This window comes from Shewanella sp. AC34-MNA-CIBAN-0136 (assembly GCF_040309945.1).
Classification (GTDB): Bacteria; Pseudomonadota; Gammaproteobacteria; order Enterobacterales; family Shewanellaceae; genus Shewanella.
Map to the genome: position 1 here is coordinate 164,144 of NZ_JBEOPJ010000010.1, position 21,303 is coordinate 185,446.

17 protein-coding genes are annotated in these 21,303 nt (G+C 40.8%); 9 read left to right on the plus strand and 8 right to left on the minus strand.

The annotated features are described in order from the left end of the window. Positions 1 to 42: 42 nt before the first annotated feature. Complete coding sequence (locus tag AAEY94_RS12095; protein ID WP_101085164.1) at positions 43 to 795, minus strand: outer membrane protein OmpK; 753 nt, start codon at positions 793 to 795, stop codon at positions 43 to 45. 509 nt (positions 796 to 1,304) lie between these two features. On the opposite strand from AAEY94_RS12095, the gene AAEY94_RS12100 reads away from it, so the two are divergent. The 3 genes from AAEY94_RS12100 to AAEY94_RS12110 all read left to right on the plus strand — a co-directional run bounded on the left by AAEY94_RS12100 (position 1,305) and on the right by AAEY94_RS12110 (position 3,891). Further along, positions 1,305 to 1,766: an NfeD family protein gene (locus AAEY94_RS12100; protein WP_101085165.1), complete on the plus strand. Its 462-nt coding sequence runs from the start codon at positions 1,305 to 1,307 to the stop codon at positions 1,764 to 1,766. Between the two features lie 257 nt (positions 1,767 to 2,023). Beyond that, positions 2,024 to 2,953: an SPFH domain-containing protein gene (locus AAEY94_RS12105; protein WP_101085166.1), complete on the plus strand. Its 930-nt coding sequence runs from the start codon at positions 2,024 to 2,026 to the stop codon at positions 2,951 to 2,953. Then, entirely contained in the window at positions 2,953 to 3,891 is a 939-nt protein-coding gene (locus tag AAEY94_RS12110; protein WP_101085167.1) for an SPFH domain-containing protein, read from the plus strand. Before AAEY94_RS12105 ends, AAEY94_RS12110 begins: the two co-directional genes overlap by 1 nt. A 170-nt stretch (positions 3,892 to 4,061) precedes the next feature. Here AAEY94_RS12110 and AAEY94_RS12115 read toward each other — a convergent pair whose 3' ends face one another. Beyond that, complete coding sequence (locus tag AAEY94_RS12115) at positions 4,062 to 4,940, minus strand: LysR family transcriptional regulator (RefSeq protein ID WP_101085168.1); 879 nt, start codon at positions 4,938 to 4,940, stop codon at positions 4,062 to 4,064. Between the two features lie 431 nt (positions 4,941 to 5,371). Between AAEY94_RS12115 and uvrD the strand changes: the two genes are divergently transcribed. From uvrD to AAEY94_RS12135, 4 genes are all read left to right on the plus strand, one after another. Then, entirely contained in the window at positions 5,372 to 7,555 is a 2,184-nt protein-coding gene (gene uvrD / locus AAEY94_RS12120; RefSeq protein ID WP_011638834.1) for a DNA helicase II, read from the plus strand. A gap of 37 nt (positions 7,556 to 7,592) precedes the next feature. Then, complete coding sequence (gene ubiA, locus AAEY94_RS12125; protein ID WP_101085169.1) at positions 7,593 to 8,453, plus strand: 4-hydroxybenzoate octaprenyltransferase; 861 nt, start codon at positions 7,593 to 7,595, stop codon at positions 8,451 to 8,453. Between the two features lie 33 nt (positions 8,454 to 8,486). Then, entirely contained in the window at positions 8,487 to 9,407 is a 921-nt protein-coding gene (locus AAEY94_RS12130) for an alpha/beta hydrolase (RefSeq protein WP_350978962.1), read from the plus strand. A 154-nt stretch (positions 9,408 to 9,561) separates the two neighbouring features. Continuing rightward, positions 9,562 to 10,581, plus strand: coding sequence for a hypothetical protein (locus AAEY94_RS12135; RefSeq protein WP_350978963.1), 1,020 nt, complete (start codon positions 9,562 to 9,564; stop codon positions 10,579 to 10,581). A gap of 141 nt (positions 10,582 to 10,722) precedes the next feature. Here AAEY94_RS12135 and AAEY94_RS12140 read toward each other — a convergent pair whose 3' ends face one another. From AAEY94_RS12140 to ubiD, 3 genes are all read right to left on the minus strand, one after another. Beyond that, the gene (locus AAEY94_RS12140; protein WP_101085172.1) at positions 10,723 to 11,301 is read right to left on the minus strand and encodes a nucleoside triphosphate pyrophosphohydrolase family protein; all 579 of its coding nucleotides are present in this window, start codon (positions 11,299 to 11,301) and stop codon (positions 10,723 to 10,725) included. Positions 11,302 to 11,429: 128 nt separating this feature from the next. Next, entirely contained in the window at positions 11,430 to 12,128 is a 699-nt protein-coding gene (gene fre / locus AAEY94_RS12145; protein WP_101085173.1) for an NAD(P)H-flavin reductase, read from the minus strand. Positions 12,129 to 12,208: 80 nt separating this feature from the next. Beyond that, positions 12,209 to 13,690: a 4-hydroxy-3-polyprenylbenzoate decarboxylase gene (gene ubiD / locus AAEY94_RS12150; protein ID WP_101085174.1), complete on the minus strand. Its 1,482-nt coding sequence runs from the start codon at positions 13,688 to 13,690 to the stop codon at positions 12,209 to 12,211. A 487-nt stretch (positions 13,691 to 14,177) separates the two neighbouring features. Between ubiD and AAEY94_RS12155 the strand changes: the two genes are divergently transcribed. After that, the gene (locus tag AAEY94_RS12155) at positions 14,178 to 14,732 is read left to right on the plus strand and encodes a hypothetical protein (protein ID WP_197708403.1); all 555 of its coding nucleotides are present in this window, start codon (positions 14,178 to 14,180) and stop codon (positions 14,730 to 14,732) included. Here the strand turns inward: AAEY94_RS12155 and AAEY94_RS12160 are convergent. The 3 genes from AAEY94_RS12160 to AAEY94_RS12170 form a co-directional block, all read right to left on the minus strand. Next, positions 14,702 to 16,030, minus strand: a complete 1,329-nt coding sequence (locus tag AAEY94_RS12160) for a diguanylate cyclase domain-containing protein (protein ID WP_101085175.1) — start codon at positions 16,028 to 16,030, stop codon at positions 14,702 to 14,704. The two genes, AAEY94_RS12155 and AAEY94_RS12160, sit on opposite strands and share 31 nt — an antisense overlap. A 3-nt stretch (positions 16,031 to 16,033) precedes the next feature. Then, complete coding sequence (locus AAEY94_RS12165) at positions 16,034 to 17,011, minus strand: ABC transporter substrate-binding protein (protein WP_157822763.1); 978 nt, start codon at positions 17,009 to 17,011, stop codon at positions 16,034 to 16,036. A gap of 245 nt (positions 17,012 to 17,256) precedes the next feature. Next, positions 17,257 to 17,907, minus strand: coding sequence for a hypothetical protein (locus tag AAEY94_RS12170; RefSeq protein ID WP_350978964.1), 651 nt, complete (start codon positions 17,905 to 17,907; stop codon positions 17,257 to 17,259). 419 nt (positions 17,908 to 18,326) lie between these two features. Between AAEY94_RS12170 and AAEY94_RS12175 the strand changes: the two genes are divergently transcribed. After that, entirely contained in the window at positions 18,327 to 20,816 is a 2,490-nt protein-coding gene (locus AAEY94_RS12175; protein WP_335691147.1) for an EAL domain-containing protein, read from the plus strand. Positions 20,817 to 21,303: the final 487 nt, after the last annotated feature.

Consider the following 21,303-nt stretch of genomic DNA (forward strand, 5'->3'; position numbering starts at 1 on the left):
GCACCTTTTTTGTTATCTAATTTATATCAATAGCGGCATCAATTAGAAATGATATTGCGCAATAATTGAGTAGGTATTTTGGTCGATACCCGCAACACCGTATTTGCTTTGCCAGTAATCATATTCAAAACCTACCAACAGTTTGTTTTGCTTGTGATCACCGAACAGTGTTTTACCTAAGTCATACTTTATTTGTGGGTTGATGTGCAGGTTTTCGTCGTAGCCGTTGTTGTCGGCAGAAAATACCCAATCAATGAAGCCATCTATAATAATGTTGGCATTGCCCACTGGCATATCGATTCTAAATACCGGCGTAAACTGCCAACCATCACTAATATTACCACTGCTTATTGCATCTCGGCGGTAAGTGTTCAGTTGTAAATAGCTAAAAAATGGCACGTCAAGGTCTACACCAATACCATAAAGCATGCTGTGAACTGGGCCTTCACCTTCTTCGTAAGTTAATGCTAAAGAGACATCTTTTATCGCACCAAAGCTCACTGGCTGACCCAATATTTTGCTAGCACTGAAGCGCGGAGATATTTCGCCATAAGTCGAACTATCAACACCGTTATTATTACCATTAAAATTAATAAAATCTTGGAATGCAAACCAATCGCCATACTTCCAAGCACCGGCTGTTTCTAGGGTAATGGTTGTTTGTCTTTCTGATGGCGCTAAGTCATAGTTTTCGCCATGCAAGACAGTAGCGCTAACATCCCACCATTGAACTAAATCGTCAGCAAAAACATTTTGTGAGAGTACTAATGTGGCTAAAAGGTAGATTTTTTTCATTTTTCTTCCGGTTAGTAAAATGATCAGAGACGTCAATTTTGACAGTTTAAAGGTAAGTTTTATAGCGATCGAGGTTAAATTTGTGACCTATTATTCCCAATCGTGCACAATGGGGCGCAATATATTCAATATTTTGAAAGAGCACAATTAAAACCGACCAGAATGTACAGATTTCATTGTTTTCATCATCAATATAATCTTATGACAGGTATTAGCACTGTCAATGCGATGTAACGCATAAAGGTGTTTGATTGGCGCTGTTATCTTACTTAAAACGAATACCACCATGGTGACAAATAAAATGTCACTTTGCAGTAATACTGATTTGTATAGGGGGACTTATTATTACAGTTACTCATTACTAGCGATACGTATTCGTGTGGTAATGGTAAGTTGATGAATCGTTTGTCCCGTTTACTGTTCGCAACAACGCTTTGACATAATATGTCGCATTAATAAATAAAGCTGTTATAGTGAATTTACGGACATTCTCATTTATGGGGGAGAATATGGAGCTTGCAAATCCGATCGCAGTCTGGCTAGTGCTTGGGCTGTTATTGATGATCTCGGAGATTATCATTCCGGGTGGTATCGTTATTTTATTAGGTGCGGCTTGCGTTATCGTCGCAGCAGCACAAGCTGTTGGCATTATCGATGGCTTGGTACAAAGTCTGACATTATGGTTTATGGCTTCAATGGTGTTATTACTGAGTTTTCGTCATGTGACCCAGCGTTTAGTGGGCGGCGATTCACATGTCGATAATACCGATGAAGAGGCGGATCTTTATAATCAAGTCGCTATCGTTAAGCAAGCCATCGGCCCTGGTCAAAAGACCGGTCGAATTAGCTGTTTGGGTACTGATTGGACTGCTTTAGGTGATGGTACCGTGATAAAAAAAGGTACCAAAGTCAGGATCATTTGTCGGGATAATATTGCTTTTGTTGTTGAACCTATCATCGATTCTGTATAGCGATTTAGTTGATAACCTTTTGTTGCCGCGAGTTATTACTGCGAGTTGTTACCGCGAGTTGTTACGGGAGTTGAGGTTATTGAGTACTTAACTGTAAAAAATTCAGATTATTGTGATATGAATATTGTTTTGTCATTATTGTTTCGTAAATTTAGTGTCATGAATATTGTTTCGTAAATTAAGTATTGTTTCGAAATCGTCGTGTTGTGATTGCCGTTAAGTGTTATCTAGGAAAGTCAGATTAAAAGGGAGTAGATATGTTTGTGTTAACAATCGTTTTTTTATTTGTAATGTTCATTTTGTTCAAACTAATGTTAATTGTGCCAATGCGTGAAGTGCATGTTATTGAGCGTTTGGGTAAGTTTCGTACCGTGCTCGAGCCAGGGTTTCATTTTCTTGTTCCTTTTGTCGATCGGGTTGCTTATCGCCACGACACTCGTGAAGAAGTATTAGATGTGCCGCCGCAGAGTTGTATTTCAAAAGACAACACCCAGTTGGAAGTTGACGGTTTAGTCTACCTTAAAGTGATGGACGGCAAGCTGGCCAGCTATGGTATTGAAAACTATCGCCGTGCAGCGGTTAACTTAGCGCAAACAACCATGCGTTCAGAAATAGGTAAGCTGACCTTGTCGCAAACGTTTTCTGAACGTGACAGCTTGAATGAATCCATTGTGCGCGAAATTGATAAGGCTTCAGATCCTTGGGGGATAAAAGTATTACGTTACGAGATTAAAAATATCTCCCCTTCAATGAAAGTTATTCACACCCTTGAAAAACAAATGGAAGCAGAGCGTCGCAAGCGTGCCGAGATCACTTTGGCCAATGCTGAAAAAGCAGCAATGATCAATATGTCGCAAGGTGAACGTCAAGAGGCGATTAATTTGTCCGAAGGTCAAAAACAAAAGCGCATTAATGAGGCTTTAGGTACAGGGCAAGAAATTTCTATTATTGCCACTGCAAAGGCAGAAGGCATGGAAATGATCTGCAAAGCCTTAACGGTAAATGGCGGCAATGACGCCATGAATATGTTGCTTAAAGAGCAGTTTATTGGTCAAGTGGGCAAGATTTTATCTGAAGCTCAAGTCTCTGTTGTGCCTGCTGAAATGGCCAAGCTAGAAGGCTTTTTTGAAGGTATGGAGCAAGTAACTCATGCCGTATCAAACTCATCAGCAAAAGGAGCCCGCTAATGTTGATTAACGGAATTGATACTGATTTTATTGTGATGGCTATCTGGGGCGTAATTTTTGCTATTTTTGTGCTAAAACTATTCCAGTCTATCTGTCTTGTACCGACCAAGTCGGCTTATATTGTTGAACGTTTAGGTAAATATCACAATACCTTAGATGCAGGCTTCCATGCACTGATCCCTTTCGTTGATAAAGTGGCTTATATCCACGACTTAAAGGAAGAAACGATTGATGTACCGCCACAAGAATGTTTCTCCAGTGATGAAGTTAATGTTGAAGTGGATGGAGTGATTTATATTTCGGTTACAGATCCCGTTAAAGCCAGTTATGGTATTACCGACTACCGCTATGCCGCCATTCAACTTGCTCAAACAACTACGCGTTCTGTGATTGGTACCTTAGATTTAGATCGTACTTTTGAAGAGCGTGATGTGATATCAGCCAAAGTGGTTGAAGTTCTCGATGAAGCTGGCTCTATGTGGGGCATTCGAGTGCATCGTTACGAGATTAAAAATATCACCCCACCAGAAACAGTTAAAAACGCCATGGAAATGCAGGTGAATGCCGAGCGGGAACGTCGGGCATTATTAGCTAAAAGTGAAGGTGACAAGCAAAGTAAGATTAATCGTTCAGAAGGTGTGATGGCAGAAACCATTAACCGTTCTGAAGGTGAGATGCAACGCCGCATTAATGAGGCCGAAGGTAAAGCGCAAGAAATTCTCACTTTAGCTAAAGCAACTGCTGAGTCGATAGAACGATTAGCGGTGGTTATTTCATCTGAAGGCGGACAAAGTGCATTGCGTATGCAACTTGGTGAACAGTATATGAAGCAGCTAGATGGTTTAAGCAAACCTGATAGCCGTATTGTGTTACCGGGTAATCTAGTTAATTTTGAATACTGGATGCAAAGTATTGGCTTAAAAGACGATAAAAAATAATCGTTATTACTGCTATGTCACGCCACCGCGTGACGAACATTACATAAAAAAGGTTAGCGATTTCGCTAACCTTTTTTATTGTTTTTACCGCCGCAGTCTATTTAAATTATACCTATACCGCTGCAGTCTGTTTTAATTATGCTTTTACCGCTTTTACCGCTTTTACCGCTTTAACTGGGAACCATCTCTCGAAGTAAATGTTCGCAAAAGGCTTTTGCCACAGGCGATTGAGGACTTTTGGTCGAATAGGCCAAGCTGATGTCGGCAAAGCCAATGCTGTGTTGCGGCAGAACATTGATTAATCGTCCCTGATTTACCGCCTCGTGAGCAATAACATGAGGTAATAAAGCGATACCCGCCCCGGCTAAACATAAGTGATATAACGAGTTAAAGTCGCTGCAGATAACTTTATAATGAGTTGGTACATTTGCATGCTGAAAATGCCAAGTCTGCTCTAGTTGCCCATGTGCATCTCTAAAGCCTAGTAATGAATGGTATTGTAAGTCATCGGTATTTTCGATCAGTGATGATTTTTCTAAATAACTTGGGCTAGCATAAATTTTACGCTCAAAAGTCGTCAATTTATGTACAGCAATGTTGGCACCGTTTACTTGACCGACATCAATAATCAAGTCGAGCCCTAAACGATTGAGCTCTTTACTGCCACCAGACACAATTAACACCTCTAATTGGACTTGCGGATACGCATGAATGAAGTGAGCGATATATTCATCCATCAACTTGTCGACGAAAGGCAATAAACCAATGCGTAAATTACCTTGTACTTCATCATGACGATGTTTAAACACATATCCGGCATGATTTAATTGATTCACTAAAGGTTCGATTTGAGCAAGATATTGTCGACCTGCAGAGGTTAAGGCCATGACTCTTGTTGTGCGAGTAAATAACGGTGCCCCGAGCTGTTTTTCTATTTCTCCAATCCGGCGGCTGACTAATGCTCTGCGAGTATCAAAAGATTTTGCCGCTTTTGAAAAACTGCCTAACTTTGCTACAGCAATGAATAGCTCTAAATCTTTGATATTCAATATGGCAACCTATACAGCTGAAGCTGTGGACAATAAATCCATTTTAATGGACTTTTTAGTATTAATGGCATTGAACATATCGATCATAAACCGACATGTCACCAGATTTACTCGCCATAAAAAGCAAACTTAATCTAGTTTCTTTAGTCGTGAATGTGAGTGTTTAATAGCCTATTAGGCCAATTACTTAACGCTAACATTAATTAATTGTTTATTTTATATAGTAATTTTCGCTTACAGCTTTGTCAATTTAGGTGTGATTTTCGCGGTTAGAACATCACAAGTGAGTGATTTTAGTGACTTTGATATTAATGTCGTCTAAAGGTTCACTCTGCTACCTAAGGTGATAGTGGGCATAAAATAGCTGAAGTATTGCACGCCATTATCTCGCTATTTAAGATATAATGCCTCGCAGATTTCTGGGAGGAAAAATGGACGTATCATCATTATTAGACGGCCTAAACGATAAACAGCGTGAGGCAGTCGGCGCGCCACTTTCAAATATGTTGGTGTTAGCGGGTGCCGGCAGTGGTAAAACCCGTGTATTAACCCATCGTATTGCGTGGTTAATGCAAGTTGAACAACAAAGTCCATATTCTATTTTGGCAGTCACCTTTACCAACAAAGCCGCGGCAGAAATGCGTGAACGGGTGGAAAAGGTCGTGGGCACTAACATGGGGCGGATGTGGATCGGTACCTTCCATGGTTTAGCGCATCGGTTATTGCGAACCCATTATCAAGATGCCAATTTACCGCAAAGTTTCCAGATTATCGATTCTGACGATCAGTTACGTTTACTGAAACGCATTCTTAAAAGCCTTAATTTAGACGAGAAGCAATATCCTCCTCGTCAGGCCCAAGGCTATATTAACGGCAAAAAAGACCAAGGATTACGTCCTAAGCATATCGATGCGGGCGGTTTTCCGATTGAACAAAATTTACTGAATATTTATAAGGTTTACCAAGAGTCTTGCGATCGCGCAGGTTTGGTCGACTTTGCCGAAATCTTACTACGAGCTCATGAATTATGGCTCAATAAACCGCATTTACTGGCACATTACCAAGAACGCTTCCGTCATATTTTAGTCGATGAGTTTCAAGATACCAACGCGATTCAATATGCGTGGATCCGTGTGTTAGCCGGTAACACAGCCAATGTGATGATTGTCGGTGATGACGATCAATCTATTTACGGTTGGCGTGGTGCGCAAATTGAAAACTTACATCGTTTCTTAAAAGACTTCTCAGGTGCAACAACCATTCGTTTAGAACAAAATTATCGTTCAACAGCGAATATTTTGAATGCCTCTAACGCTGTGATTGCCAATAACCCAGATCGTTTGGGCAAAGAGTTATGGACCGAAGATAAAGATGGCGAGCCCATTTCGGTCTATTGCGCCTTTAATGAAATGGATGAAGCCAAATTTATTGTTGGACGCATTAGCGACTGGCATGAAAAGGGCGGCAGTTTGAGCGAGTGCGCCATTTTATATCGTTCAAATGCGCAATCGCGAGTATTAGAAGAAGCCTTTTTACACAAAGGGTTAGCGTATCGTATTTACGGTGGTCTGCGCTTCTTCGAGCGACAAGAAATTAAAGATGCTATGGGCTATATGCGTCTGATTAATAACCAAAATGATGATGCGGCATTCGAGCGTGTGGTGAATACGCCAGCTCGTGGTATCGGCGATCGTACTTTGGATATCATCCGCTCAACCGCTAGACAGCATGAACTGACGCTGTGGCAAGCTTGCGTGAGTTTAATCGAAGAGAAAGTCCTTGCCGGGCGTGCGGCTAATGCCATCAATGGCTTTATGGAACTGATTATTGCGATGCGAACGGATACGGCAGATATGTTGCTGTACCGGATGGCTGATGATGTGATTGACCGTTCAGGCTTGCGTACCATGTACGAGGCCGAAAAAGGCGAGAAAGCCCAAGCTCGAATTGAAAACTTAAACGAGTTGGTTACTGCTGCGCGCAGTTTTGAAATGCCTGAAGAGCTTGAAGACATGGGCGAACTTAATGCCTTTTTGTCTCATGCAGCATTAGAAGCTGGCGAAGGTCAGGCTGATGCCTTTACCGATGCCGTGCAGTTGATGACATTGCATTCAGCCAAAGGGCTTGAGTTCCCAATGGTGTTTATGGCGGGCGTTGAAGAAGGATTATTCCCGAGCAAGATGGCACTGGATGAAGGCGATCGTTTAGATGAAGAGCGCCGTTTGTGTTATGTCGGTATGACCCGTGCTATGCAAAAACTGTACATCAGTTATGCTGAGTCTCGTCGTATTTATGGCCGTGAAGATTATGCTAGCCCATCACGGTTTATTAACGAAATTCCCGAAAAGTTTGTTGAGCAAATCCGTATACGTGCTCAGGTTAAGCCGTCAGTTAGTCAGCGTTTTCCTGCTAAGGCTACGGTTGCCACTAAAAAACCTCATGGTTTTAACGACACCGGTCATAAAGTGGGTTCTAAAGTGAAGCACTTTAAGTTTGGTGAAGGGGTCGTGACTAGCTTTGAAGGTTCTGGTGAAAAAGGACGTGTGCAGGTTGAGTTTGTCGATTTTGGCAGTAAATGGCTGTTGGTGTCGTTAGCAAAACTAGAGCGTTGTTAACGTGTTTCGCTTGCTAAATCATGGAGAGATGACGCCAATGACATTGCAAGATAAGCTTCGTGCTTATGCACGATTAATGCGGATAGATAGGCCTATTGGTACCTTGCTTCTGCTATGGCCGTGTTTAATGGCACTGGTGTTAGCGGCTCAAGGGCTGCCAGACATTAAGGTGTTGTTAATCTTTATTGTTGGCGTGGTGATTATGCGCGCCAATGGCTGCATTATTAATGACTTTGCCGATCGTAAACTAGATGCTCATGTTGAGCGTACGAGTATGCGACCGTTGGTGTCGGGGGAAGTGTCTGTTAAAGAGGCACTGACTCTATTTACCCTCTTAGGTTTGGCTGCGTTTTGCTTAGTATTATGGCTTAATCCACTGGTAGTGCAGTTATCTGTGGTGGGGATTATTTTAACGGTGATGTACCCGTTTATGAAACGGGTGACCAACATGCCACAAATGTTTTTGGGCATTGTGTGGAGTTGGTCAATTCCGATGGCCTATGCCGCTCAACTTGGTGAAGTGCCAGTTGAAGCGTGGTGGTTATTTATGGCCAATTGGTGTTGGACGGTAGCGTACGACACCATGTATGCCATCGTCGATCGTGACGATGACTTAAAAGTAGGCATTAAATCAACGGCTATTTTATTCGGTCGCTTTGATCGACAGATTATCGGTTTGTTTCAACTTGCTGCACTAGGGTGTTTTGTGATGGCTGGGCTGGTGGCCGACCGTGGGATTATTTACGGCTTAGGTATTATCAGCTTTATTGGTTTTGCCGTGTATCAGCAACGATTAATTTTTGGTCGTGAACGTGCACCATGTTTTAAAGCCTTTTTAAATAATAACTGGGCCGGAATGGTATTGTTTATCGCACTTGCGTTGGATTATATGATTTAACGTTTGTGGTTTATTACCATAGGGCAGGGATGCATGAAAACAATTTATGGGTTAATCGGCGCGATAATGTGTTGTGGGCTATCTCTAGCCAGTGCGTCAGCTAACAATGATGCTGTACTGCCAGGCTTAACAAGCAACGCTGTCGATGTGCATTCCACAGCTGCAGTAGTCAATATTCCTCGTACCCGCCAATTTGTGCTTAAAGATGGCGATCGTGACTATCAAGTGATGATAAAGCTCCCCAAAAAATACCAGCAAAATAGTTCACATCAATATCCAGTGATATACATGACTGACTCCATGTATAGCTTGCAAGTGGTGTCTGGTGCGACGCGATTTCCAATGAACAGTAACATGATGCAGCAAGCTATTTTAGTCGCTATAGGCTATCAGAGGCCAAGCAAAGGTTCGGCGAGTCGGATCCGCGACTATACCCCAAGTCACGATGCGAGTTGGAAACTACCCACTGGCGAGGCCAAGCGACACGTTGCTTTTATCAGCCAGGTTGTTATGCCTTTCGTTGAAAAAAACTATCGGGTCGACAGCCAACAAAACACCTTTGTGGGTAATTCGCTAGGCGGGTTAATGGGTGCTTATATTTTATTAGAACAGCCAAAGTTATTTAATTATTACGTATTGGGCAGTCCATCTCTGTGGTTTGACAATAAACAATTATTGCAGCAGTTTGCTCAGCGTTTTAGTCAAACATCAGCAATATCTGCCAAGGTGTTTATTGGCATTGGCGAATTAGAAAAACCACCTTATACCGATAATGGTCATCAGATGGTTGCAGATGCGCAGGCTTTATTTAAACGACTCCAATCCCATCCATCGGCGCAATCTGGTGACTTAGCACTCAAGCTGCTAGTCATCCCCGAGGCCGATCATTCGATGGCTTTTCCTACCACCGCGATTCATGGTTTAACTTGGCTGTTCAAGCGCAACTTATCTTGATACCCGTTCACGGCAATTTTTAGTAACAATTTTTGTGCCAATCAATAGCGGTGAAACTAATGTTTGCTGATATGTTAACAACTTGTATCTTCACGTTTATATTAAGAATAATGATATGGCGTGGGTCAGTAACATATACAGGGATAAGTATTCAATGAGAGCCACGGTTAAGTATCGGTTAGTCTTTTTAGTCTTAATGGTGTTGAGCTTTGTGATAGGCGTTCAGTGGACACCAGAGTCGTTAACAAGTGACGCTGACAAGTGGTCGTTATATCTTATTTGCGGATTGTATTTTGTGTTACTGCCACTGAGCTACTGGTATTGCATTATTAAAATGGGTGGCCAGAAACTGTGGAAATTGATTGTTATTTTCAGTTTGAGCAGCTTGGTTGCTCGGTTAAGTTTTCCTGCTGAAGTCGCGCATTATTTTGAGTTTATTGCATGGTTACGCTATCCGATTATTGCGGTGCTGTTGGTCATTGAGTTGTATTTGGTGGTGAGTGTTGTTCGTGGCTTGATTAAGGTACGAAAGCTTAAGGGCGATCCTAGAGTTGGGGCGGTAGAAACGTATCGGGATGGCGATGATAAAAGCTTAACTATTGCGCTTATTCTCGCCAGTGAAGCCACTAACTGGTTTTATTCTATCCCATGGTTCTCACGTCATCATCCACCAGTAATTGCCAATATCAATCTTGTTAGCGCGACACGCTGGCATGTGTGGTTAATGCTAATTGGTTGTGTTGGTGCGTCGAGTCTGAGTTACGTATTACTGGCATCGTGGAGTGAGTGGGTGGCGATTATTGTCTCGAGCATTATTGCCTATACCTTAATGTCTATCGTGGCTAACCATCGATTATCACGTTATTACTCTTTGTATTTAATCAGGGATAACTTAGTGATCAATAATTCATTGTGGGGATTTATGGTAGTGAACATTGCCGATATTGCTAGTGCCGCTGATCAACAATCAACTGAATTAAATAAAGATGAGCCAGAAACCATTATGATTGGCCGTGGGCAGAGTAATGTCACTATTACCTTCAACCGTCCGGTCATTTATCATGGTGGTATGGGTCAGTTACCCGAACCGATGAAAACGGTGCATTTGAGTGTGGATGAGCCGCAGCGATTCATTCAGGCGCTTAATAATGCTAAAATCTCGGTGGCTGTGTAACCGGAAACGTCATAAAAAATGCGCTGATAAAAGCGCATTTTTTTATGGGTAAATCAGTACTCGCAAGTGAAAGCCCTGTAGTTGATTGGCTGATTAGTCTCGCACTAACTTAGTCTCGTACTAACTTAATCTTGCACTAACCTAGTCTCGTACTAACTTAGTTAAGTCTGCAGGGCGATAATAAACTGATTTTAATACTTTGCCTTGGCGAACCACTTTACCCGCCATATCGACATCTTTAGCGCACTTAGCAATAATAAACTCACCTTTAGTGCTACCGACTATCTCAACACCTTGCTTGGCGTAAAAGGCGATGGTTTCATCCAATTCTTGCTGGTTACGGCATACTTTGCTCATGTTGCTTGAGTGCACTTCATCCCAGCATTGGATAAAGTCTATTTCACGGTTTTTAGCCACGTTAAGCAATAAATCGATAAGATAGCTGATCTCTAGACGATCGCTTACCTGAGACGCACCTATGTGCACTAAACGACCCATTAACACATAGACAGAGTCAACAATCGCATCAGCTTGTTCCATGCGAGAGTCTGCTTCTGCAAGCTCGGTCATTTCTTCAATAATTAATGAGGTGTGTAAGGTATCAGCTTTGTCGTCTAGGCTAGCACTGTCGTTAACCGGTAAATCAAAAGTACTGCGAAACTCAAAAATATCGCGATATAAATGGTCATAGATAGGCTGAGTGAGTTGACTGAGTTTCATTGGAGTACCTTATTAATAAATGTGCGCTAATTTTAAATAAATGAGCCATGGAATACAAAGGCAATCAGTCGATTTACCGATAAAAAAACCGGCAAGATAGCCGGTTTTAATGGTTTTATTGGGAAAGCCTATTTGATAAATGCAAAAGCATCACCATACAAATGGGCTTCTTCAATGCCAAGCTCACGGAACAATTCTCGTGCAGTGCCAACCATATCAAAACGGCCAGCAATGTAGATATCGTAGCCATTCAAACTGACAAAATCCTGCTTAATCTGCTCGAGTAGATTAGCTTTTTTACCTTCCCAATTACCGTCAGCAAGTTCTACTACTGGAATAAACTCTAACCAAGAATGATCGGCATGCCATTGACGAGCGATGTCTTGATAGTACATAGCTTCTTCGTTACGACAACCCCAATACAGTTTAGTATTAATGGTTTCGCCGTTAGCAATCTGTGCTTCAACGATACTTTTGATGTATGAGAAACCCGTGCCGCCCGCAATTAAGATGCGTGGTCGATGGCTCTCACTTCGTAAAAAAGCTTCGCCAGCAGGTGCTTCAATATCAATATGTGTCGCTGTTTGTAAGCGTTCAACAACTTGCATTGGATAACTTTCGCTAACCGCGGCACCAATGTGCAACTCAATTAACGCTGCATTAGGCGCGGAAGCAATAGAAAAAGGACGTTTGTCTTTTTCACCCATGACCACAGTTAGGTATTGGCCAGCCTTAAAGTCAAAGGCTGCTTCGGGTTTAAGGAACACTTGGTATACAGCGTCATTAAACGGGGTGACTTTTTCTATCTGACAACGAATGGTTTTCATCTAACGTCCTTTAAACCCTTTTATAATTTTTTATCAACGAGTTAATTATAGCTATTTACGCCCGGATCGGATCGCTGTAGTTACAATGTTGGCATATCTTGTATGCCGAGATCATCCCAAATTTGGTCAATTCTCTGTTTTGTCTTTTCATCCATCACGATAGGGGTTCCCCATTCTCGCGTGGTTTCACCAGGCCATTTGTTAGTGGCATCTAAACCCATCTTAGATCCTAAACCAGCAACGGGTGAGGCAAAATCAAGATAATCTATTGGAGTATTATCTACCATCATGGTATCGCGAATAGGATCCATTCGTGTAGTAATGGCCCAAATAACATCTTGCCAATCACGGCAATTGACATCGTCATCAACAACAACGATAAATTTGGTATACATAAACTGGCGCAAGAATGACCAGGCCCCCATCATGACACGCTTAGCATGACCAGGATATTGCTTACGGATTGAAATCACAGCCATACGATATGAACAACCTTCAGGCGGCAGATAAAAATCAATAATTTCTGGATACTGCTTACGTAAAATGGGGACAAATACTTCGTTCAACGCCACGCCTAACATGGCCGGCTCATCAGGTGGACGACCGGTATAGGTACTATGATAAATGGCGTCTTTACGATGAGTAATGTGAGTTACGGTAAATACTGGGAATGAGTCAGTTTCGTTATAGTAGCCAGTGTGATCTCCATATGGACCTTCTACTGCTGTCTCATCTGGGTCAATATAACCTTCAAGAATAATCTCGCTGGTGGCTGGCACCTCAAGATCGCAGCTAATGGCTTTACAGACTTCAGTTCTTTCGCCGCGCAGTAAACCTGCAAAAGCATATTCACTCATGGAGTCTGGCACAGGAGTGACAGCCCCTAAAATGGTCACCGGATCGCTACCTAATGCCACTACGACAGGATAACGCTCTCCCGGATGAAGCTGTTTAAAGTCTTTAAAATCTAAGGCTCCGCCACGGTGATCAAGCCAGCGCATAATCAGCTTGTTTTTACTTAATAACTGTTGACGATAAATACCTAGGTTTTGTCTTTTTTGACGCGGTCCTTTGGTGATGGTGAGTCCCCAAGTCACTAATGGGGCGACATCTCCAGGCCAGCAATGTTGGATTGGCAACGATGTTAGGTCAACTTCATCACCGGTTTTAACCACTTGCTGACAAGGCGGATTACGCACTGTTTTAGGCGGCATATTTAATGCCTGTTTATACATAGGTATTTTGGCGATGGCATCTTTAAAGCCACTTGGTGGCTCAGGTTCTTTTAAGAATGCTAATAATTCACCGACTTCACGCAAAGCCAAAGGGTCGTCTTTACCCAATGCCATAGCAACACGTTTAGGCGTGCCAAATAAGTTAACCAGTACTGGCATGGTATGGTTGGTCGGATTCTCAAATAACAGTGCGGGGCCTCCAGATCGTAAAACACGATCGGCGATCTCTGTCATTTCTAAATGAGGGTCAACAGGGTAGCTAATGCGCTTTAACTCGCCATTTTTTTCCAAATGATCGATAAAGCTGCGTAAATCTTTAAAACTCATGTTTACCGCCTGTAAATGAAATCCAAACCAATATGGCGCGCACTATAGCATTTTTCTAATATAGGGTTAATACCAATCCATATAAATTGGTATTGCTCTGCGGGGTTCAATACTGGTTAGATTGGATATTAGTTCTTTTCGTTTGAGAGTAAATATCTGAATGTCATTTAATCAGTTCATCAGGTAGTCAGCTATCTAAGGCTATTGTGCCACACCATTAACTGTTATTGATTATTAACTAATCATTTTGAAAGGCTATAAGCGTTAATACCAATAATATAATCACATCAATTGAGGAGGCATCAATTGAGAGTTTATCGAGTGAATGAAATTCTCTAAGTCGTTTGATTATGCTATTGGAGTGAATGATGGTTATAGGTGTGAATAATAATTGAGTAGACCTATCATTTCAGAGCCATAACGGATATCGACTTTAACTCGACTTAGCGTAAACTGGTGGGTGTCGATAATGTGCTGGAGGTGATGTATGCCGATTAATAGATTCCCTGTGTTGCTATGGTCTTTTGGGAGTGGAGTTTGTTTACTATGCAGCTTGACTCTGTCTGTGCAGGCGAAAGTGCCATTGGATATTGCTCTAGGCGATAGAGTGTCACATTCGGTAGGTTATCAACATCAAGGTCGACGTCATTCTTCGCATTATCGTGACCCATGGCGCTGGGGATTTGGTTGGAATAGTGTTTGGGGGCCGACGATTGGGCTTAGTCGATATAATGGCTATGGCAGTCGATATGACAATCGCTGGGGTATAGACGAATATCGTCGCAACAACGATAATTATTACCCTTATCGAACGGTTAATATTGCACCTCGCCAAAGCTACCAAGTCGTTGAACCTGCAGTGATATCTGCGCCGCAGCGAACGACTACTCAAGTTCAATATGCTTCTGGGTTAAGTCGTTTACCTGAAAATGCCAAAGTGATTCAGCGCGCGAACGGTACCGTTTATGAATGGCAAGGCGTTGAATATTATTTTGACTGGAACACTCAAACCTATGAGGTAGCCAAAGTAGAGGCTCCATAGCTGCCTGCATAGAAACAATACTCAATGCTATGGTCTGCTTTAGCCTGGTACATCGCTGTATCGGCTGCAGTGATGAGTTCTCGGCTATTTAAACCATGTTCTGGCAGTACACTAATTCCGATACTGGCGCCAACTTCTAAGGTATGCTTCCCAATAATAATCGGTTGCTTAATACTGGCTAATAGCTGGTTTATTTTATGTTCAATATCAATTGGTTCAGGAAGCATATCAAGCCAAACGATAAATTCATCGCCGCCGAGTCTGCCCACTATATCGGTAGCGCGTAGACTATTAACCAAACGTTTTGCAATGGTCATGATCACTTCATCACCAATACTATGGCCCAGGGTGTCGTTAATATTTTTAAATTTATTAAGGTCAATAAATAATAGTGCCGCTTGATTTTCTCCGCGTAAATCCCTTGCTATAGCAGTATCAATTTGTTTTATGAATGCGCGACGGTTATAAATACCGGTTAGTTCATCATGTTCAGCTAAGAAAATGAGTTGGTCTTGTTGTTCAATTAATTTACGGGTTTGGCTGTCTACTTCTTGCTTTAATTCATCCTTTTTAATGGTGATTTGAGCAAGTGAAAGCTTCATTCTATTGAAGTTATGGGCGAGTGCAGATAACTCATCGGTATCACTGAAATTAATTTGACTCTTTAGGTCTCCAGCCGCAAGTGCTTCCATCCCTTGGTTGAGTGAGGCTAACCCTTTCTTAAATCGAATGAGTGTCATAAATGACCATACGGTGACCAGAATCGCTAATATCAATAGCACCATTCCGACAAGGAATAATAACGTTTGTTGTTTTTGGCTCGCTTGTTTAATCGATAATTGATGAAGATTAAACATTTCTTCAGTCATCTCTTCAATAACCATGCTGTATTTTGCTTTAAATAACCGTTCTGCTGTGAGGGTGGATGACACATCGACTTGTTTACTATGAAAGCTATTTTGAGTATTAATAAGTGCTCTAATATTGGTATTCAGTCTATTCAGGTTTCCAATAATGAGTTTTTGTTGCGTACCCCATTGAATGTCTTCTGAGAGGTTTTTGGCCAGTTCAGCTTGGCGTATATTTAACTCTGATAACCCTTGGTCATCTGTATACTCTTGGTAAAGCCACAGTTGACTACGCAAACTATCAATGTTGATTTGTAACTTCATTGAGTAATTGAGTTGGCGGTATATTTGTTGTTGATAATAGTGAACTTGTATCAATGACAAGCCGACAATCAATGTAAGCAGTGAACAGAGTGTTGCGGTCAGTTTTAGACGTTTAGATAACATCATAAATTACCATCCCGCCTCTAAACTGGTGAACTTTTCAAACAATTTTCGGTCAAGAATCTGCCTAAAATCAACACTATTCTCTTCAGAGACTAATTTATTATCAATTGCCCATTGGCTTTGAGTTTGGATGTTAGAAAAGAGTGCATTACTGAGTGATAACCGAAAAGTATAGTCATTCCAGGAATAACTAAGTTGGGATTGATCGATATCTAATACACGGCTAATTTTCGTCTGAGCAAGATCTGGGTGTGTATGAATATAATCGGTTGCGTCGTTAATTGATTTGAGTAGCGCTAACTTTTCTGTAGTTGATAGCCTTGTCTCTTTAAGCTCGATTAAGTTGAACGATAAGTGGTATAGGCCGCGACTGCTGATGACGTTGGTATTTGAGGGGACTTGTTGTGTTAACAAATAACTTAAGGGCTCCCAAGCTGAAATAATATCAACCTCATTATTTAATAACGCCGGAATAAGCTGCTCCGCAGGTAAATATACTCGCTCGATTGGCTGCTGAGTTTTGTTATACATAATCAATAAACTATCGAAAAAAAACTCACTGGCACTGCTTTTTACTATCCCTATGCGTGCGTGGGCTAAATTATCCAGTTGTTGATATTTTTGCGGTGTTAAACTCAGTAATTTTAGATCATTATCTGATTCGACAAAACTGGCTAATACAGAAAAGTTTGTTTGTTTAAAGCTATTAAACATGACCACAGTTTCTGAGGCCGTGGCGAGGTCAACTTGTTTATTCTTAAGGGCGTCAAAGCATTTCACTCCGCTGTCGAATCTCACTAGCTCAACATTAAGCCCATTCGCTCTAAAGTAACCTTGTTGTTGTGCAATAAAAAAAGGTGCAGAAAGAGGTGTGCCAGATACCGCAATTTTAATGGGGTCTTTTAGGGCGGAAGCGGTAAGTGATTTGCTTGTGCCAAGGTCACAACTGACAATGCCGATTAATATGAAAGTTAAGATAAACATGTTCAACACTTTGATCATAAAGATACTTCAATAAGGAGTGAATAAGGTTAAGTGTAGCGAATGTATTTTTTTTTGATGTTAAATTTTTGCAAACAAAAGATTTTTTAATAATATCAATCAATAGCGTTAGTACTAAGGTATGAGTGATGACATTAATTTATTTATAGTGAGCAATAGGGAAAGCAAGATTATATTTTATTTGTTTATTAATTTCAATGCATTATGATTTTCCTGATGAGTCTGTGTCACTGTTGAATATTCAATATGCGGGGATATATCTCAGCTAATATATTTTCTGCTTGTTGAAACTTTAATTGGTTAATTGATTGTGTTAATAATTCAATATGTTGTGGTGCAATGAGGTTAAGTGTATTGGCTATTTTGGCAAATGTATTAATGGCATTCATATTATAGTGATTAACTTCTTCCATTAGCGTGTCATATATCATAATAAATTCGCTGTTCACTGCTAATATCGGTATGTTCTCTTGGCTATTTGATGCTTGTAATTCCATTTCTAGCAAGGAGGCTAGCATTATCGCTAGATCTTTATTCGTGGTTAATTTTGCCAATAATATCTTATGAAACTGGCTAAATTCAGTAGGAGAGTAGTGTGCTAGTTTAATTTCATGGTTTCGTGCGTAGCAGGCTAATTCGGTGAAACCTAAAGTAGCAGCAGAACTTTTTAGTGTATGCAGCATAGGTGCAAAGTCTGCCGGAATGTTCGGTGAAGCCATTGTTTGTTGGATATACAAGGTTAAGTCATTAATAAACAGCTGAACAGACTTAAAATAGGTGGCTTTATTGCCGCTAAAACGATTAACAGCCTGATGATATTCAAGCTGATGTTCTGCACAAAATAGCGTGATACGTCGTTCAGTATTACTCATGTTCATTTCAAACTCATCTAATTAGTCTACCTGTATTGCCTATGAGTGTTTCAACAGCCTCTCAATAACGATAACTCAATTGTCTATCTGAATATGGTCGCGCTAGTATGTAGGCAGATATTAAGATGCACGTTGGATACATGCTGTGCAAATATATTACTTAACGAAACTGTGTACCATTTTTGTGTTTATGTCGTTTTCGCGTATTCATATCTTTTATGATCAAGCACATTTGGTATCGACTAAGTTAACATAATGTACTTATTATGTAGGTGTTGTTTTCATTAAATTAAGGTAGTGGGTTACGTTGCTGCCTATTATTGATAGACGTAAAAAAATTAAGCTATTATAAATGTATGTTGGTTACAGATAACCTTAAGATTAAATGGATGTTATCTAGCTGAAAATAAGGGAGTTATTTTTCTATGTTGTTATCGGGTTTATCCAATACTGTTTATAAAATTTTGATTATTGACGATAATATTCAAAATATATTTATGCTGGAAGATATTTTGTCGCCTCTTGGTAATATCTTTTTTTCAGAGTCTGGCACTAATGCACTCGCGTTAGTGGATAAAATTAAGCCTGATGTCATTTTACTCGATATTGAGATGCCTGACATGGATGGATGGGAAGTGTGTCGTGCACTCAAAGCTAATCCATTATTTAGCGATATTCCAATTATTTTTATTACCGGCCACACTGAGCCTGAATTTGAAAGATTGGCGCTAGAAAGTGGTGGGGTCGATTTTATTACTAAACCTTTTAACGCTTCTATTTGTTGTTTACGAGTCCATACACAACTTAAATTTAGGCAGCAAAACCAATTAATTATTAAAGCTAAAGAAGAGCTACAACAATTAGTTAATCAAGTCCCAATGCTTATTACCTATTGGGATGATTTAGGTCAGAATTTATTTAGTAATGACAACACTGGTTTGTGGTTTGATAGCTTGGTCGGTGATGTTAAAAACAAGCATATTTCGACTATTTTTCCTGAAGCGCTCAGTAATGCAATTTTAAATCATCACCGTCATATTACCTCAGATGCATTAAAGTACATTGTCACAGTCCCTAACCGTGACGGTATGAGCTTTTATGAAGTCTTTCAGTCCAAAATGAAATCAAGTGCTGGAGTCGATGGCTACTTGGTTACTGTTGTTGACGTCTCTGAAGTAAAGCATGCTAAGCAAGCGCTGTACTCTGAAAAGGAGCGTCTTCGAGTAACACTCAATTCTATTGGTGATGCTGTTATTGCGACCGACACAAGAGGGCTTATTACTTTTATGAACCCAATTGCGGAGCGCATGACGGGTTGGCGGTTAAAAGAGGCATTACATCAAAAAATTGAAAATGTGATGCATTTGAAAGATTCTGATACTCAGCAGCCATTATTGAACCCGTTATATTTAGCTCTTCGCGAGCAGCGCATTGTGGCAATGGCGCTAAACAGCCTACTTACGTCACGTGGAGGGCATGTTTTTTATGTGGAGGATTCAGCCGCGCCAATCCGTAATGAGAATGGTGAAATGATTGGCGCCATTATGGTGTTTCATGATGTGAGTGAAGCGATGGCGATGGCGATGAAAATGAGCCATTTAGCCAACCATGATCAGTTAACTGATTTACCAAACAGGATATTACTCCAGGACAGACTGAGCGTGGCGTGTTCTACAGCAAGATCTTATGGCACCAAAGCAGCTGCACTATTAATCGATATTGATCATTTTAAATACCTTAATGATTCCTTAGGCCACCAATATGGTGATGAGCTCATTTGTATGATGGCAAGACGAATACGCTCGTTAATACCTGCATCGTATACATTAGCGAGATTAGGTGGTGACGAATTTGTGATTTTAATGAGCGAGACTCGCTCTGTTGAGGCCTCTTCGCAATTAGCATCTACATTAGTTGAAGCGATGCATGAACCTTTTATTCTTGATAATCAGAAGTTTAATGTGTCGATAAGTATTGGTGTTAGTGTGTTCCCAAATGATGCTTTAGATGCCGAGGAGTTAATGAGGCATGCGGACGTGGCAATGTACCGTGCCAAACAGGAAGGCCGAAATCGCTTCTGCTTTTTCTCGCATGATTTAGAAAGTTCGCTTATGGAGCGCCATCATTTAGAGACTCGTTTAAGAAAAGCATTAATTAATGATGAACTTTTTGTGCATTATCAACCTAAAATTGATTTACAGACAAACATTATTATTGGTGCTGAGGCTCTCGTTAGACTGGCCAATGATGAGGGTGAGCTTATCTCTCCCGCAGAGTTTATTCCATTAGCGGAAGAGTCCGGTTTAATTATTATGCTAGGTAAACAAGTGCTTAATAAGGCCTGTGCTGAAGCTAAACGTTGGTTAGAAATGGGCTATACGATTCCTATTTCGGTAAATGTGGCCGCGGCACAGTTTGCTGATCCCGACTTAGCCGATATGATCAAGAAAGCACTATTGGAGCATAATTTACCGGCACATTTACTTGAATTGGAAATTACCGAAACTGCATTGATGATTGATGCAGCGGACATGCAAAACAAGTTGAGTGAGTTAATATCATTAGGGATTAAGATTGCTATTGACGATTTTGGTACTGGTTATTCCAGCTTGGCCTATTTGAAAAAGTTTAATGTTGATGTAATGAAAATTGATATGTCGTTTGTGAAAGATATGCTCAACAATAAACATGATTATGAAATTGTGAAGACGATTATTTCGTTGGGTAAGTCGATGGGGTTAGTGCTAATTGCCGAAGGTGTTGAAACTGAAGCGCAAAGCCACGCATTAGTTGAATTAGGATGTTTTATGGGTCAAGGTTATTTGTTTAGTCGCCCACTCAATAGCACTGATTTTGAAGCCTTCATATCGCAGAGCAGTAAATGTGTTAAAGGTGTAAATTCCGTCGATGAATAAGCGGTGGCTTATTCAGTTAAGCTTAAGCTGTTTTTGAGTTAATAGAAATGAAAAAGCCCCATTGCATCCTTTGCGTTGGGGCTTTTGTTTGCATTGTCTGTGGTTATATTTATGCCACTAGGGTATCCAACACTCCAATGCTATCAACCTGTACCCATTGATGCTCCAGAGTGTTATCAAGCTCGTGATTATTATTGTTTTGAGCTTGTCAGCCAGAGGCTGGAATAAAAATGACGTTATTGGATTATAGAGTCTGGGGACCCAATAACGCCTGAACTGTTATGTTAGCTGTCTTCTTGACTACTAACGGTAGAGCGATAAAGCGGCAAGGATGCAAGATATTTTGCGCTTATTATTAGAATGTTTGTTGCTGTACGTTATCAACTTGCTTGGGGACGCGTTGTTAACATGGTCAAACATCCTTGCCAAAACGGTTTTGATATTTAGATCCGTAAAACACCTTAATAAAAATGACGTTATTGGATTA

What these genes read in the sequence shown, in the direction of transcription:
- AAEY94_RS12095 (WP_101085164.1), bottom strand. Translation starts at nt 795, where the DNA reads ATGAAAAAAATCTACCTTTTAGCCACATTAGTACTCTCACAAAATGTT.
- AAEY94_RS12100 (WP_101085165.1), top strand. Translation starts at nt 1,305, where the DNA reads ATGGAGCTTGCAAATCCGATCGCAGTCTGGCTAGTGCTTGGGCTGTTA.
- AAEY94_RS12105 (WP_101085166.1), top strand. Translation starts at nt 2,024, where the DNA reads ATGTTTGTGTTAACAATCGTTTTTTTATTTGTAATGTTCATTTTGTTC.
- AAEY94_RS12110 (WP_101085167.1), top strand. Translation starts at nt 2,953, where the DNA reads ATGTTGATTAACGGAATTGATACTGATTTTATTGTGATGGCTATCTGG.
- uvrD (WP_011638834.1), top strand. Translation starts at nt 5,372, where the DNA reads ATGGACGTATCATCATTATTAGACGGCCTAAACGATAAACAGCGTGAG.
- ubiA (WP_101085169.1), top strand. Translation starts at nt 7,593, where the DNA reads ATGACATTGCAAGATAAGCTTCGTGCTTATGCACGATTAATGCGGATA.
- AAEY94_RS12130 (WP_350978962.1), top strand. Translation starts at nt 8,487, where the DNA reads ATGAAAACAATTTATGGGTTAATCGGCGCGATAATGTGTTGTGGGCTA.
- AAEY94_RS12135 (WP_350978963.1), top strand. Translation starts at nt 9,562, where the DNA reads ATGAGAGCCACGGTTAAGTATCGGTTAGTCTTTTTAGTCTTAATGGTG.
- AAEY94_RS12140 (WP_101085172.1), bottom strand. Translation starts at nt 11,301, where the DNA reads ATGAAACTCAGTCAACTCACTCAGCCTATCTATGACCATTTATATCGC.
- fre (WP_101085173.1), bottom strand. Translation starts at nt 12,128, where the DNA reads ATGAAAACCATTCGTTGTCAGATAGAAAAAGTCACCCCGTTTAATGAC.
- ubiD (WP_101085174.1), bottom strand. Translation starts at nt 13,690, where the DNA reads ATGAGTTTTAAAGATTTACGCAGCTTTATCGATCATTTGGAAAAAAAT.
- AAEY94_RS12155 (WP_197708403.1), top strand. Translation starts at nt 14,178, where the DNA reads ATGCCGATTAATAGATTCCCTGTGTTGCTATGGTCTTTTGGGAGTGGA.
- AAEY94_RS12160 (WP_101085175.1), bottom strand. Translation starts at nt 16,030, where the DNA reads ATGATGTTATCTAAACGTCTAAAACTGACCGCAACACTCTGTTCACTG.
- AAEY94_RS12165 (WP_157822763.1), bottom strand. Translation starts at nt 17,011, where the DNA reads ATGTTTATCTTAACTTTCATATTAATCGGCATTGTCAGTTGTGACCTT.
- AAEY94_RS12170 (WP_350978964.1), bottom strand. Translation starts at nt 17,907, where the DNA reads ATGAACATGAGTAATACTGAACGACGTATCACGCTATTTTGTGCAGAA.
- AAEY94_RS12175 (WP_335691147.1), top strand. Translation starts at nt 18,327, where the DNA reads ATGTTGTTATCGGGTTTATCCAATACTGTTTATAAAATTTTGATTATT.